The organism is Mobilicoccus sp. (genome assembly GCF_032060985.1).
GTDB lineage: Bacteria > Actinomycetota > Actinomycetes > Actinomycetales > Dermatophilaceae > Mobilicoccus.
This window is the reverse complement of the sequence record NZ_DAMBGD010000010.1, coordinates 107,653-119,794: the sequence shown is the minus strand read 5'-3', so window position 1 is coordinate 119,794 and position 12,142 is coordinate 107,653. Positions and strand designations below refer to the sequence as shown.

Genomic DNA, 12,142 nt, shown 5'->3' with positions numbered 1-12,142 from the left:
GCGCCTGCCGACGCGCCGTGGGACGCACCCGGACACGACGACGGCCGCCCCGTGGGGGCGGCCGTCGTGGGGCTCGATCAGGAAGGGATCAGCGCGTTTCCTTGTGCGCGGTGTGCTTGCCGCACTTGGGGCAGTACTTCGACAGCTCGATGCGGTCGGGGTCGTTGCGCCGGTTCTTCTTCGTGATGTAGTTGCGGTCCTTGCAGTCCGCGCACGCCAGGGTGATCTTGGGGCGGACGTCGGTGCTCTTGGCCACGGGACTACCTGTCTTTCGCGTTCGGGAAGGATGCGGGAGTTCAACACGGAGACTTCTCGGATGATTCCCTGCATGACGGTCTCCCCGGGCGGGAGACGTCACGCGAGTAGCGAGGGCGGGACTCGAACCCGCGACACCACGATTATGAGTCGTGTGCTCTAACCACCTGAGCTACCCCGCCAGGGGTGCGACGACCGATCTGATCCGCGCGAGACGGTTCGGCCGTGTCGATCGCGACCTGAGCCCCGATAGGGAATCGAACCCTAGACCTTCTCCTTACCATGGAGACGCTCTGCCGACTGAGCTATCGGGGCACCGAGATGCCGATGCCCGAGGATCGCGGACTGCGACCACGGACTGTGACATTCTCGAAGGCACCGGCACGAGGCGTGCTCGCGTCGGCGCCTGAACGACGATACACGCAAGCGGCGTCGATGACGAAATCGCGCCGTCAGCGCCGGGTCCCGGGGCCGTACGAACCCGCGCCGACCTGCGGTTCCGGCGCATCGTCGACCCCTCGCGCGACGAGCGCGTCCCCCACCCGTTCCGCGTGCCGCACGGTCCGCACGACGAACGGCACGAGCAGAGCGCGCGGGCTGCGTTCCAGACCCCGGGCGCGCCGCGCCTGCCCGCATTCGGTGAGCGTGCGAGCGACGACGGGGATCGACCGGATCGTCAACGCCATGACGAGGCCGACCCGCTCGGCGTCCACGCCCACCCGTTCGAGGGGCCGCACGACGGCGACGATCGTGTCCATCATGTCGGCCACGCGCGTCGTCACGGTGACGAGGCCGGCGGCGGCGACCGCGACGACGAGACCCCCGACGACGAGCACCGCCCGCTCCCAGCCCACGGTCCACACCTGCAACGGGGTGAGGACGAGGACGATCCATCGCATCGGCCACACGAGCGCGCCCACCGTGCGGACCCCGAGACCCGCCGCGAGCGTGAGCACGACCACCACGGCCGCCACCACGCCGAGCACCCGCAGGGACGGCACGGCCACGACGACTGTCGTGAGGACGAGCAGCCCCACGAGCTTGACCCCCGGTCGCGCCCGGTGCAGGAACGAGGAACCGGGGCGGTAGACCGACGTCAGCACGCCGCGCCACCCTCTGCGGCGCCGTCCATGAGCGCGCAGTAGAAGTCGACGGAGGACGCCCCGGGCCCGTCGGCGACCACCCGACCCTCGTCGACGACGATCACCCGTTCCCACTCGGTGAACAGCTCGATTTGATGGGAGACGAGGACCAGCTGCTGCTCGGCGGATTCGAGATGCCGCATCACCGCACGGGAGTGGCGACGGTCGAGCATCGTCGTCGGCTCGTCGGCGACGAGGATCGCCGGGTCGAGGACCGTGACCGAGGCGAGGGCGAGCAACTGCTTCTGACCGCTGCTGAGCAGGTGGGCCGGGTGGTCGCGGTGATCGACGAGACCGAACCGCTCGAGGGCGGCGGCCACGCGGGCCTCGATCTCCTCGCGCGGCAGGCGCCGTCGGCGCAGGGAGAACGCGATGTCCTCGGCCACCGTCGGCATGACGATCTGGGCCTCGGGATCGGGGAAGACGAAGGCGACGCGGCGGCGCACCTCGCGTCCGTGACGGGCGACGTCGAGGCCGTCGACGAGCACACGACCGGAGGTCGGTTCGACGAGCCCGTTCACCATGCGCGCGAGGGTCGACTTGCCCGACCCGTTCGCACCGATGATCCCCGTGCGGGGGCCCTCGATGACGAGGTCGACCCCGCGCAGGACCTGGCGGTCCCCGTACGAGTGTCGGACGTCGCGGAACTCGATCATGCGTGACGCCCCTGCGCGGGCCTCACAGGCGGCGGCCGGCCCAGGTCGAGGGCAGGAGCGTGGGCAGGGCGCGGTGCACGGCAGCGGCGACGATGGTCGCGACGACGGCCTTGACGAGGTCCCCGGGCAGGAACACGAGGTCGGCGACCACGGCTTCGCGCAACCCGAGACCGAGCCGCCACATCATCCCCGGGATGCCGCAGAGGTGGACGACCCCGATGCCGCCCACGAGGACGGCGATCGCGAGGCGTCCCGTCGTGAGACGTGCGGCCGCGCGGTCCACGAGCGCGCCGACGCACATCGCCCCGAGGAGGTACCCGACGATGAATCCCACGGTGGGACCGGCGAGCGCCGGCAGCAGAGGCCGCCCTCCCGCGAGGACCGGCAGGCCTGCCGCCCCGAGCGCGAGGAACGCGAGGATCGCGAGGCCCGCGCGCTTCCAGCCCAGGAGCGCACCGGTGAGCATGACGCCCAGGGACTGCAGGGTGATCGGCACGGCCTCGCCGAAGGGGTACAGGGCACCCGGCATCCCGAGGACGGCGACGAGCGCCGCCATCGCCGCGATCAGCGCCAGGTCGCGGGCACCGACGCGCGGAGATCCGGGTTCGCGGGTGCGCTCCGGCGGGGGGCTCGCGAGGGACGACATGGGACCTCCTGGATCGGCGGTTGGGGTCGGGCGGTGGGGTGGAGCGGCGCGGAGGGAGCACCCCTCGCCGGTGGCCCTGCTCACGGCCCGGGCCGGTGGCCGGCAGAAGTGTGACGGAGCCCTCGGAGCCGAAGGTCGCGCCACCGGCGATCGGGACGAAAGCCTGTGTGCAGTACCCCCGTCATGATGCACTCTGCTCGATGGCCGCATGGTCGCACCCACGGGGGGCGGCATCGCCCGGTCCCGATCGGGCACATCGCGACGAGCCGTCGCCCTGACCGCCGAAGGAGAACTTCGCCCGTGATCATCGGAATCCCGAGAGAACGGCAACCCGGGGAGACCCGCGTCGCCGCCACACCCGACACCGTCACCAAGATGCGCAAGCTCGGTTACGACGTCGTCGTCGAGACCGGCGCCGGCGAGTTCGCGAAACTGGCCGACCAGGCGTACGTCGACGCCGGCGCGAGCCTCGGCGACGCGTACGACGCCTGGGGTGCCGACATCGTGTTCGCCGTCAACGCGCCCTCCGACGACGAGATCGCCGCCCTGCGTGACGGGGCGATCCTCTGCGCGCTCATCAGTCCGGCGCTGCGACCCGAGCTCGTCGAGAAGCTCGGCACCCGTCGCATCACGGTGCTCGCGATGGACGCCGTGCCGCGCATCTCGCGCGCGCAGTCCCTCGACGTCCTCAGCTCGATGGCGAACATCTCGGGCTACCGGGCCGTCATCGAGGCGGCGCACGAGTTCGGCCGGTTCTTCACCGGGCAGGTCACCGCCGCCGGCAAGGTGCCCCCGGCCAAGGTCCTCGTCGTCGGCGCCGGTGTCGCGGGTCTCGCGGCGATCGGCGCCGCGGGCAGCCTCGGCGCCATCGTCCGGGCCACCGACCCCCGCCCCGAGGTGGCCGAACAGGTCCAGTCCCTCGGCGCGGAGTTCCTCGACGTCGAGGCCGACAAGGTCGTCTCCACCGACGGGTACGCGCGCGAGACCGGTGAGGACTACAACCGCAAGGCCGCCGAGCTGTACACCGCGCAGGCGCCCGAGGTCGACATCGTCATCACGACCGCGCTCATCCCCGGCCGTCCCGCGCCGCGCCTCATCACCGCCGACATGCTGCGGCTCATGAAGCCCGGCACGGTCGTCGTCGACATGGCCGCGGCCAACGGCGGCAACGTCGAGGGCTCCCGCCCCGGCGAGCGCGTCGTGTTCGAGCAAGGCGTCATCATCCTCGGCTACACCGACCTCGCCGGTCGGTTGCCCGCGCAGTCGAGCCAGCTCTACGGCACCAACCTCGTCAACCTGCTCAAGCTGCTCACCCCGGGCAAGGACGGGCAGGCCGTCCTCGACCTCGACGACGTCGTCCAGCGCGGCATGACCGTCGTGAAGGACGGGGAGATCATGTGGCCCCCGCCGCCGGTGCAGGTCTCCGCGGCGCCCGCCCCCGCGACGGGTGGGGCGGGTGGCGCCACCGCGGCCGGCACCGATGTCGACACCGCCGGCGGCCGTGAGGCCAAGGTGAAGAAGCCGATGTCGGCCGGCACCCGAGGCATCCTCGCCGCCGTCGCCGCGTTGGCGTTCCTCGGCATCGCGACGGTCTCCCCCGAGCCGTTCCTCAACCACTTCATGGTCTTCATGCTGAGCTGCGTCATCGGCTACTACGTGATCGGCAACGTGCACCACGCGCTGCACACGCCGCTCATGTCCGTGACCAACGCGATCAGCGGCATCATCATCGTCGGCGCGCTGCTCCAGATCGGGCATCCGAGCCATCCGTTGATCTCCGTGCTCGCGTTCCTCGGCATCCTCGTCGCCAGCATCAACGTCTTCGGTGGCTTCACCGTCACCGCACGGATGCTCGACATGTTCAAGAAGGGCGACGCCTGATGCTCCAGCTCACTCTCCTGCAGGGCACGTACATCATCGCGGGCCTGCTGTTCATCCTCAGCCTCGCCGGGCTCTCGACCCACGAGACCGCCCGCAGCGGGAATCGATTCGGCGTCGCCGGCATGGGCATCGCCCTGCTCGTCACGATCGCGGCCGCCGTGCTCGGCGTACAGTCGAACGCCGCCGCCTCCGCCCGAGAGGGCTCGGGTGTCATCGGCCTCGGCCTCATCCTCCTCGCGATGGCCATCGGCGCCGTCATCGGCATCTGGCGGGCCCGCAACGTCGCGATGACCGGGATGCCCGAACTCATCGCCCTGCTCCACAGCTTCGTCGGCCTCGCCGCCGTGCTCGTCGGGTGGAACTCCTCCTACGAGCGGCCGCTGGAGCACGCGGGCGTCCACGACGCCGAGGTGTTCGTCGGCGTCTTCATCGGTGCCGTCACCCTGACCGGCTCGATCGTCGCGTTCCTCAAGCTGTCCGGTCGGATGAAGTCCGCGCCGATGATGCTGCCCAAGCACAACCTCATCAACCTCGGCATCCTCATCGCGTTCGTCGTGCTCACCGTGGTGTACGTGCTCGTCCCGCAGGAACAACTGTTCCTCCGTCAGTCGCTCCTCGGCGTGCTCACCCTCGCGGCGCTGTTCCTCGGGTTCCACCTCGTCGCGGCCATCGGCGGCGGCGACATGCCCGTGGTCGTCTCGATGCTCAACAGCTACTCCGGATGGGCGGCCGCGGCAGCAGGCTTCCTGCTCGCCAACGACCTGCTCATCATCACCGGTGCGCTCGTCGGTTCCTCGGGTGCCTACCTCAGCTACATCATGTGCAAGGGCATGAACCGGTCGTTCCTCAACGTCATCGCCGGGGGCTTCGGCTCCGACGGTGCCGCCGTCGGCGGTGGTGACACCGAGTACGGCGAGCACCAGGAGACCACGGCCGCCGAGGTCGCCGAGGCGCTCAAGGAGGCCAGCTCGGTCATCATCACCCCCGGGTACGGCATGGCGGTCGCGCAGGCGCAGTACCCCGTCGCCGACCTCACCGCCCGCCTGCGGGAGCGCGGCGTCGACGTCCGGTTCGGCATCCACCCCGTCGCGGGGCGTCTGCCGGGACACATGAACGTCCTCCTCGCCGAGGCCAAGGTGCCCTACGACGTCGTCCTCGAGATGGACGAGATCAACGACGACTTCCCGGACACCGACGTCGTGCTCGTCATCGGCGCCAACGACACGGTCAACCCCGCGGCGCAGGACGACCCCACCTCCCCCATCGCGGGGATGCCCGTGCTCGAGGTGTGGAAGGCCGAGCGGGTCATCGTGTTCAAGCGCTCGATGAACACCGGCTACGCGGGGGTGCAGAACCCCCTGTTCTTCAAGGAGAACACCGAGATGCTCTTCGGCGACGCCAAGGATCGCGTCGACGACATCCTTCGCGAACTCTGAGCAGCGCAGGCTCTGAGTTCTCCCAGCCGACCAGACCTCGAACCGGAGGGTGGCGCTGAGACCGGACGGTATCGCCGCCGGTCTCAGAGCCACCCTCCGGTGTGAGGTCACCGGTGTGAGGTCGACGGGGGCGGGGCGTCAGGCCCCCACCGTCGGGACGAGGCGGCCCGCGAGGTGGCGAAGAGCGAATTCGTACCCGTCGGCGCCGCACCCGGCGATGACGGCGATCGCCACGTCGGCGAGGTAGGAGTGGTGCCGGAACTCCTCGCGGGCGTGGACGTTCGACAGGTGGACCTCCACGAACGGCAGGTCGGTGGCGAGCAACGCGTCCCGCAGCGCGATCGAGGTGTGCGTGTACGCCGCGGCGTTGACGACGAACGCCGAGGCCCGCGAACGCCACTCCTGCACCTGGTCGACGAGGGCACCCTCGTGGTTGCTCTGGGCGCACTCGACGGCGAGACCGAGTTCCCGGCCCATCCGGCCGCAGCGGGCCTCGATGTCGGCCAGGCTCGTGCGCCCGTAGATCTCGGGCTGGCGGGTGCCGAGGAGGTTGAGGTTCGGACCGTTGAGCACCCCCACGAGGGGACGCGTCGTCGTGATCATGCGGTCAAGTCTGGCACCGGTCGGAAGCGCCCGGGCGGACGCCGCGGTGGCAGGCGACAGGTGTGGCGCGCGGGCCGGGGCCGGGTCATTCCTCCAGGGCGGCCTGCCGGAGGTCCGGCAGGAACAGGGCGGCGACGGCGGCCGTCGCGAACGCGATGCCGAACACGGTGAACACGAGGCCCTGTCCGCCGACACGCACGAGACGGTCGGCGACGATCGGCGCGAGGATCGAGGCGATGCGTCCGAACGCCGCGGCGGCCCCGGCGCCCGTGCTGCGGATGCGGGTGGGGTAGATCTCCGGGGACACCGCGTAGAGCGCGCCCCAGGCGCCGAGGTTGAAGAACGAGAGCAGACACCCGGCGGCGATGAGCCATCCCGGTCCCGACAGCACGGAGAACGCGCCCGAGCCCACCGCACCGAACGACCCGGCGGCCGCCGCCGAGCCCACGAGGAACGACGCCAGGGTCGCGCGGCGGCCCCACACCTCGATGAGCCAGGCCGCGAGCGCGTACCCGGGCACCTGGGCGAGGGTGATGATGAGCGTGTACTCGAAGGACTTCACGAGGCCGTAGCCCTGACCGGCGATGAACGTGGGCAGCCAGATGAACGCGCCGTAGTAGGAGAGGTTCACCATGAACCACACCACCCACAGGGCGCCGGTGCGGCGACGGAACTCCGCGGTCCAGAGCCCGGCCCGAACCCTGCGGCCTCTCGTGCGCGCGGACGGGGCGGCCATGCGCGCCGCGGCGGCGTCGTCCTGCGGTAGCGGCGTGTCGTGGACGATGCCGGCGGGCGCCTCGAACTGCCGCACCGCCTTCTCGGCCTCGGCGTGGCGGCCCTTGCCCTCGAGGAACCGGACGGACTCGGGCAGACCCCACCGCACGACGACGGCGTAGAGCGTGGGGACGACGCCGATCGCGAGCGCCCACCGCCAGCCGTCGGGGCTCGTGGGGACGACGAGGTAGCCCACGAGCGCGGCGAGGATCCAGCCCAGCGCCCAGAACGACTCCAGCGCGACGACGACCCGCCCACGGATCGCCTTCGGCGAGTACTCGCTCACCAGCGTCGAGGCCACCGGGAGCTCCGCACCGAGGCCCAACCCGACGAGGAACCGCAACGCCATGAGCACGGCCACGGAGCCTGCGAGCGCCGAGGCACCCGTGGCGATCCCGTAGACGAGGAGGGTGAGCGCGAAGACCTGGCGGCGTCCGATGCGGTCGGCGAGCAGGCCGCCGAGCCCCGCCCCGATCGCCATGCCGAGGAACCCGATCGACGCGATTCCCGAGAGCGTGCCCGAGTCGAGCTGCCATTGCCTGGCGAGCGCGACCATGACGAAGGAGATGAGCCCGACGTCCATCGCGTCGAGTGCCCATCCCACACCGGCCCCGACGAGCAGACGTCCGTGTGCCCGGTTGAACGAGAGCCGGTCGAGCCGCTCGGTGCGACTCAGTCCCCGCTCCCCGGCGATCCCCGCACTCGACCCTGCGCCCATCGTGTCCTCCTCGCCGGAGGACCCCGACGCGGTCTCCTCCACGGCGACCCGTGTCGCCCGCAGGAGGATGGCACAGGTCGACCCCCCCGCGCGCGCGGATGCGCCGCCCAGGGTGAGGAGACACCGGTCACGCCGCGCCGGGACGCCCTCGGGGCACCTCGGGCATCGGTGGGGCCGTGAGGCGGGACCGGCTCCCGTCAGACGGCGTCGATGGGACGGTAGGTCGGTTGCCACATGAGGTCGAAGACGTCCTGCACCGGGTTCTCGACGTGCACTCGGGCGACGCCGTCCTCCTCGGCCGCGGCGCACACGGCCATCGCGACCGACCCGGACACGGCGCGCAGCAGGTCGACCGGTGGCAGCAGACTCGACCCCGGGCCGCCGCGGCTGCCGATCCGCCCGACGGCCTCGGCCGCCGCCGCGATCATGTGGTCGGTGACGCGGGTGGGGCGGCACACGGTGACCGCGAGCCCGATGCCCGGGAAGACGAGGGCGTTGTTGGCCTGGGCGATCTCGTAGGTGACGTCGCCGTGCTCCACGGGTGCGAACGGCGAACCGGTGGCGATGAGTGCGGCCCCGTCGGTCCAGCGCAGCAGGTCCTCCGGCACGGCTTCGACGCGCGAGGTGGGGTTGGACAGCGGGAAGATGATCGGCCGCTCGGCGGTCCTCGCCATGTCGCGGACGATCTCCTCGGTGAAGGCCCCTGCCTGCGCGGACGTGCCGATGAGGATCGTCGGCTGCGCGTGGTGGACGACCTCGGCCAGCTCGATGCGTGTCGGATCCTTGACCCGCCACCCGGCGAGCTCGGCGCTCGTGCGCGCGAAGGGGCGCTGGAAGTCACGCACGTGGTCTCCGAGGTGCTCGGAGATCAGGCCCCGGCTGCCGAGGCACCAGAATCGGGCGTTGGCCTCCTCGAGGGTGAGTCCGGCGCGCATCATCTCGTCGCGCATGAGTTTGGCGATCCCGACGCCCGCCGTGCCGGCGCCGTGGATGACGACGCGCTGTTCCTGGATCGGGAGGTGGGCGCTGCGGCATGCCGACAAGGCCGCCGCGAGGACGACGGCCGCGGTGCCCTGGATGTCGTCGTTGAACGTGCAGCACCGATCCCGGTAGGTGGAGAGGATGCGGTGGGCGTTGCCCGCGCCGAAGTCCTCCCAGTGGATCATCGCGTGGGGGTAGAGCTCCGTCGTCACCTCGACGAAGCGCTCGACGAACGCGTCGTACCGTTCGCCGCGCACCCGGGCGTGGCGGGCTCCGATGTAGAGGTCGTCGTTGAGCAGGCCGAGGTTGTCGGTGCCGACGTCGAGCACGACCGGGATCGCGCGCCGAGGGTGGATACCGGCCGCCGCCGTGTAGACCGCGAGCTTGCCGCTCGCGATCATCACCCCGCCGACGCCCTGGTCGCCGATCCCGAGGATGCCCTCGGAGTCGGTGACGACGACGAGGTCCACCTCGTCCGGGGACAGACCGAAGTTGCGGTAGGACTCCTCGATGTCGTCGGGCTGGTCGATCGAGAGGAACACCCCCGCCGGGCGCGCGTAGAAGTGACTGAACCTCTCGATGGCCTCCCCGATCGTGGGGGTGTAGATGATCGGCAGCATCTCCTCGAGGTTCTCCGAGAGCAGCCGGTAGAAGAGGGTCTCGTTCCGGTCCCGCAGAGCGGAGAGGAAGAGGTTCTGCGCGAGGGCGTCGGGCTGGGTGTGGAACTGCTCGTAGAGGCGCCGCATCTGGCCGACGATGTCGACGACCCCGCTCGGCTGCAGCCCGATGAGCCCCAGCTCGCGCCGTTCCTCGTGCGTGAACGCCGTGCCGCGGTTGACGATCGGCTGTTTGAGGACGTCCCGGGATCGCTCCCACACGCGCTGGCGCGGCGGCCGCGGTCCCGAGGGATTGCGGTACCCCGCCTCACGCGCAGCCTGCGCCTCGGCCACCCCGGAATCCGTCTCAGACCTCTGCGTCGTCGCCATGTCTTCAGGGTACGGAGCCCTCCCCCGCGTGTCCCGGTTCGCCTCCGACGGGGGCCTTCCGTCATACATCGATGTGGTGCCACGGCTCCGCCGACGGGGAGCGACGTCCTGACCAGGGCATCGTCCACCGGGGTCGTCGAGGGCAGCCATCGGTGTACGACGGAAGGGCGACCTCACTGGCTGGTGCACCCCGACGCGGGCGTCAGGCGGGGCCGGCCGCCCCGGTCTGGGAGTGGGCCGCGGAGACGACCTCGAAGTTCGGCTTCTCCTTGGCGAGGAACGCCCGCACGCCCTCTCGGAACCCGGGACTGCCGTACACGCCCTCCAGGAGGGCGTCGTCGGCGGCCCGCGCCTCGGCGTCGGTGAGCAGCGGAGAGGCCGTGATCGCGTCGAGCTGGGTCTTGGTCGCCGTGAGCGTGAGCGGCGCGGCCCGCAGCAGGCCGTCGACGATCGAGCCCACCTCGGCGCGCAGCCCCTCGCTCGTGGGCGAGACGGCGAGCAGTGCCCCCACCCCGTAGGCGCGTTCGGCGTCGACGAGGCGGGAGGTGAGGAGCATCTGACGCGTCATCGACTCCCCGAAGACGTGGACGCAGCGCTCCAGCAGGGGGCGTGACAAGGCGTTGCCGAGAGTCCGGGCGATGGGGTACCCGAAGCGGGAGTCGGCGGTGGCGACGCGCAGGTCGCAACAGGTGGCGACGGCGAGTCCACCGCCGACGCAGAGCCCGTCGATGGCGGCGATCGTCACCTGCGGCAACCGCGAGAGGGCGACGAGCAGGTCCTGCACCCGGGCCTCGTAGGCGACCGCCTCCGCGCCCGTGGTCATCTCGGCGAACTCGCCGATGTCGTTACCCGCCGCGAACGCCCCGCCCGAGCCCTGGAGGACGAGAGCACGCACCGACGGGTCGTCGCGAACCTCGATCGCAAGACGACGGAGCCCGTCGTACATCGGGGTGGTGAACGCGTTGCGACGGTGGGGACGGTCGAAGGTGACCGTGACGACCGCGCCCTCGCGCTCGATGATGAGGTCCTCGGTGCTGTCCATCGTCGTCTCCTCGGGTCACGGGCCGGGATCCCCCGGTGGCAGCCGGGGTCACCGTGGTGGCGGGCAGGAGGCCGGGGGCGCTCGGGCGGAGCGCCACCTCCCTCACCGTGTGAGGGTAGGCGACCCGACCCCGCGCGGGAGGCCAGAAGGGTGGGCGCCCCGGCTCAGTGGTCGGAGCGTCCCCCGCACGAGGGGGCCACCGCCGCCAGGATCGCGTCGGCGAGCACCCGCGGCGCCTCGACCATCGCCGGTCCGTACCAGGTGAGGTGACGGCCGCTCACGAGCGCGCACGGCAGACCGGGGAAGGCCTCGGGACCGTCGTCGCCGGTGAAGGGGTAGGGCTCGTCGGGGAGGACGACGAGGTCGACCCGGCCGGCGAGTTCCCCCGGGTCGACCCGGGGGTAGCGCTCGGGCGTCTGCGCGAGGACGTTGTCGACCCCGAGGCGGGCGAGCACGTCGCCGGCATAGGTGTCGCGCCCGAGCGCCATCCACGGTCGACGCCAGATCGGGACGAGCGCGGCGCGCCGCCTCTTCTCGACGAGCGCGGCCCCACCCCAGGCCGATTCGGCGTCGGCGAGCCAGTCGCGCTCGGGCGCCTCGAGCGCCTCGAGCAGGCCGCGTAACGACGTGAGCGCCTGCCCCACGGTGCGGATGTCCGTCACCCACACCGCCACCCCGGCCTCCCGCAGCGCCGCGACGTGTTCGGGCTTGTTCTCCTCCTCGTTCATGACGACGAGGTCCGGGGCGGCCGCCGTGACGCCCTCGACGTCGGGGTTCTTCGTCCCCCCGAACCGGGGGACGTCGAGGTCGGCAGGATGGGTGCACCACTCCGTCGCGCCGATCAGGATCCCCGGCGCGCTCACGGCGATCGCCTCGGTGAGGGACGGCACGAGGCTCACCACCCGCCTGGGCGGTCCGTCGACGGTGATGAACGTCCCCTGGTCGTCTCGCACACCCCCATCCTGCCCGGGACGGCGCCCTCTCGTGTCCGACCGACCCGACCGTGCGCCGGCCGGCGTGGG

At 71.4% G+C, this 12,142-nt stretch carries 11 protein-coding genes and 2 tRNA genes; 2 read left to right on the top strand and 11 right to left on the bottom strand.

Going from position 1 to position 12,142, the window contains the following annotated elements; translation table 11 throughout:
- Nucleotides 1-88: 88 nt before the first annotated feature.
- From rpmG to RT054_RS09740, 6 genes are all read right to left on the bottom strand, one after another.
- Complete coding sequence (gene rpmG, locus RT054_RS09765; RefSeq protein ID WP_312719782.1) at nucleotides 89-256, bottom strand: 50S ribosomal protein L33; 168 nt, start codon at nucleotides 254-256, stop codon at nucleotides 89-91.
- Nucleotides 257-363: 107 nt separating this feature from the next.
- A tRNA-Met gene (locus RT054_RS09760) sits at nucleotides 364-437 on the bottom strand.
- Nucleotides 438-497: 60 nt separating this feature from the next.
- Nucleotides 498-570: transfer RNA gene (locus RT054_RS09755), tRNA-Thr, on the bottom strand.
- Between the two features lie 137 nt (nucleotides 571-707).
- Nucleotides 708-1,358, bottom strand: a complete 651-nt coding sequence (locus RT054_RS09750; protein WP_312719784.1) for an energy-coupling factor transporter transmembrane protein EcfT — start codon at nucleotides 1,356-1,358, stop codon at nucleotides 708-710.
- Nucleotides 1,352-2,053, bottom strand: coding sequence for an ABC transporter ATP-binding protein (locus tag RT054_RS09745; protein WP_312719785.1), 702 nt, complete (start codon nucleotides 2,051-2,053; stop codon nucleotides 1,352-1,354). Before RT054_RS09745 ends, RT054_RS09750 begins: the two co-directional genes overlap by 7 nt.
- Before the next feature lie 22 nt (nucleotides 2,054-2,075).
- Complete coding sequence (locus tag RT054_RS09740; protein WP_312719787.1) at nucleotides 2,076-2,699, bottom strand: biotin transporter BioY; 624 nt, start codon at nucleotides 2,697-2,699, stop codon at nucleotides 2,076-2,078.
- A 300-nt stretch (nucleotides 2,700-2,999) separates the two neighbouring features.
- Here RT054_RS09740 and RT054_RS09735 point away from each other — a divergent pair, with 300 nt between their 5' ends.
- Together RT054_RS09735 and pntB are read left to right on the top strand one after the other, a co-directional pair.
- Nucleotides 3,000-4,580: a Re/Si-specific NAD(P)(+) transhydrogenase subunit alpha gene (locus tag RT054_RS09735; RefSeq protein ID WP_312719789.1), complete on the top strand. Its 1,581-nt coding sequence runs from the start codon at nucleotides 3,000-3,002 to the stop codon at nucleotides 4,578-4,580.
- A complete protein-coding gene (pntB, locus tag RT054_RS09730; protein WP_312719791.1) occupies nucleotides 4,580-6,016 on the top strand; it encodes a Re/Si-specific NAD(P)(+) transhydrogenase subunit beta in 1,437 nt (478 codons plus the stop codon). Before RT054_RS09735 ends, pntB begins: the two co-directional genes overlap by 1 nt.
- A 138-nt stretch (nucleotides 6,017-6,154) precedes the next feature.
- Here pntB and aroQ read toward each other — a convergent pair whose 3' ends face one another.
- From aroQ to RT054_RS09705, 5 genes are all read right to left on the bottom strand, one after another.
- Entirely contained in the window at nucleotides 6,155-6,619 is a 465-nt protein-coding gene (gene aroQ / locus RT054_RS09725) for a type II 3-dehydroquinate dehydratase (protein ID WP_312719792.1), read from the bottom strand.
- An 85-nt stretch (nucleotides 6,620-6,704) separates the two neighbouring features.
- Nucleotides 6,705-8,111, bottom strand: a complete 1,407-nt coding sequence (locus RT054_RS09720; RefSeq protein WP_312719793.1) for an MFS transporter — start codon at nucleotides 8,109-8,111, stop codon at nucleotides 6,705-6,707.
- Between the two features lie 197 nt (nucleotides 8,112-8,308).
- Complete coding sequence (locus RT054_RS09715; RefSeq protein WP_312719795.1) at nucleotides 8,309-10,078, bottom strand: NAD-dependent malic enzyme; 1,770 nt, start codon at nucleotides 10,076-10,078, stop codon at nucleotides 8,309-8,311.
- Between the two features lie 202 nt (nucleotides 10,079-10,280).
- On the bottom strand, nucleotides 10,281-11,120 hold the full coding sequence (locus tag RT054_RS09710) for an enoyl-CoA hydratase-related protein (protein WP_312719797.1): 840 nt from the start codon (nucleotides 11,118-11,120) through the stop codon (nucleotides 10,281-10,283).
- A 164-nt stretch (nucleotides 11,121-11,284) separates the two neighbouring features.
- Nucleotides 11,285-12,073 (bottom strand): helical backbone metal receptor, encoded by a 789-nt coding sequence (locus RT054_RS09705; protein ID WP_313023330.1) that lies wholly within the window; start codon nucleotides 12,071-12,073, stop codon nucleotides 11,285-11,287.
- Nucleotides 12,074-12,142 lie beyond the last annotated feature (69 nt).

Coding starts and splice junctions, on each gene's coding strand:
- RT054_RS09710 (WP_312719797.1), bottom strand. CDS start 11,120: ATGGACAGCACCGAGGACCTCATCATCGAGCGCGAGGGCGCGGTCGTC.
- aroQ (WP_312719792.1), bottom strand. CDS start 6,619: ATGATCACGACGACGCGTCCCCTCGTGGGGGTGCTCAACGGTCCGAAC.
- RT054_RS09715 (WP_312719795.1), bottom strand. CDS start 10,078: ATGGCGACGACGCAGAGGTCTGAGACGGATTCCGGGGTGGCCGAGGCG.
- RT054_RS09745 (WP_312719785.1), bottom strand. CDS start 2,053: ATGATCGAGTTCCGCGACGTCCGACACTCGTACGGGGACCGCCAGGTC.
- RT054_RS09720 (WP_312719793.1), bottom strand. CDS start 8,111: ATGGGCGCAGGGTCGAGTGCGGGGATCGCCGGGGAGCGGGGACTGAGT.
- pntB (WP_312719791.1), top strand. CDS start 4,580: ATGCTCCAGCTCACTCTCCTGCAGGGCACGTACATCATCGCGGGCCTG.
- RT054_RS09740 (WP_312719787.1), bottom strand. CDS start 2,699: ATGTCGTCCCTCGCGAGCCCCCCGCCGGAGCGCACCCGCGAACCCGGA.